1 protein-coding gene is annotated in these 926 nt (G+C 57.2%); it reads left to right on the top strand.

From position 1 onward, the window contains the following. The first annotated feature begins 72 nt into the window (after positions 1-72). Positions 73-894 carry an IS5 family transposase gene (locus tag NDI54_RS21400; RefSeq protein WP_310898334.1) on the top strand — a complete coding sequence of 274 codons (822 nt, stop codon included), beginning with the start codon at positions 73-75 and terminating at the stop codon, positions 892-894. Positions 895-926: the final 32 nt, after the last annotated feature.

Raw genomic sequence — 926 nt, 5'->3', positions numbered from 1 at the left:
GGCTCTGTAGTTTCGCTAGCCGCGACAGCTACGACTGCGTTATCTTGGTAGAAAGCGAAGAGACAGATTGGTTTGACATCCGAAATCCGCCTCTTCACCCGTGTTACGGTCGCTAAGTCTAAATCAGTTGTTGCTAATCCGGACGAACCCGCCGACCCCGAAGGGGGTGGCGGGTTCGCTGAATGGGCGATGCTGACGCTCCATGCGCTCCGTATCGAGCTGGCAAAATCCTATCGCGTCGCAGTTGATTTGCTGAGTGAGATGCCCGGTGTCCTTGACGAGATCGGCCTTACGCGGCTGCCTCACTACACGGTTCTTCGTACGTGGTTTGAACGGATTCCGACCGAGACATGGCGTGCGTTTCTCGGCGCGTCGGCTGAGAAACGCACTGGCCATGCTTCGATTGATGCAACTGGCTTTGACCGTGACCAACCAAGCCGACACTACGCTAACCGTACAGACTACCGCGTCCGGGCGTTGAAAGTGACTGCGCTGGTGGATGTCGAAACGCTGTATATCACCGACATCCATTCGACTACCTCGAAAAAACACGACGCCAAGATCGGCCCGCAGGTCGCCCGCCGGAACGCGGGCGACCTGCGAAGCCTCGCTGCGGACAAAGGATACGACGCGAAAGCCTTCCGCAACGAACTCCGTCAAAACGGCATCCGCCCGCTCATCAAACACCGTCTGTTCAACTCTCTCGATCACGCTCACAACGCCCGCATGGACAGTGATCGGTACCACCAGCGATCCATGTCTGAAACCGTCTTCTCAAGCATCAAGCGCACGCTCGGCGGTGCCGTGCGTGCGCGAAGCTGGTGGCTCGAATTCCGTGAAATCATCCTCAAAGCCACCGTCTACAACCTTCGTCGGAGCGTCCGATATCCGTGAAATCCAGCGCAGTGTATCGAAACTACAGAGCC

The sequence above is a fragment of the Haloarcula terrestris genome, assembly GCF_031624315.1.
GTDB classification, from domain to species: domain Archaea; phylum Halobacteriota; class Halobacteria; order Halobacteriales; family Haloarculaceae; genus Haloarcula; species Haloarcula terrestris.
Note: the sequence above shows the minus strand (reverse complement) of the source record. Positions and strands in the feature narration are given on the sequence as shown.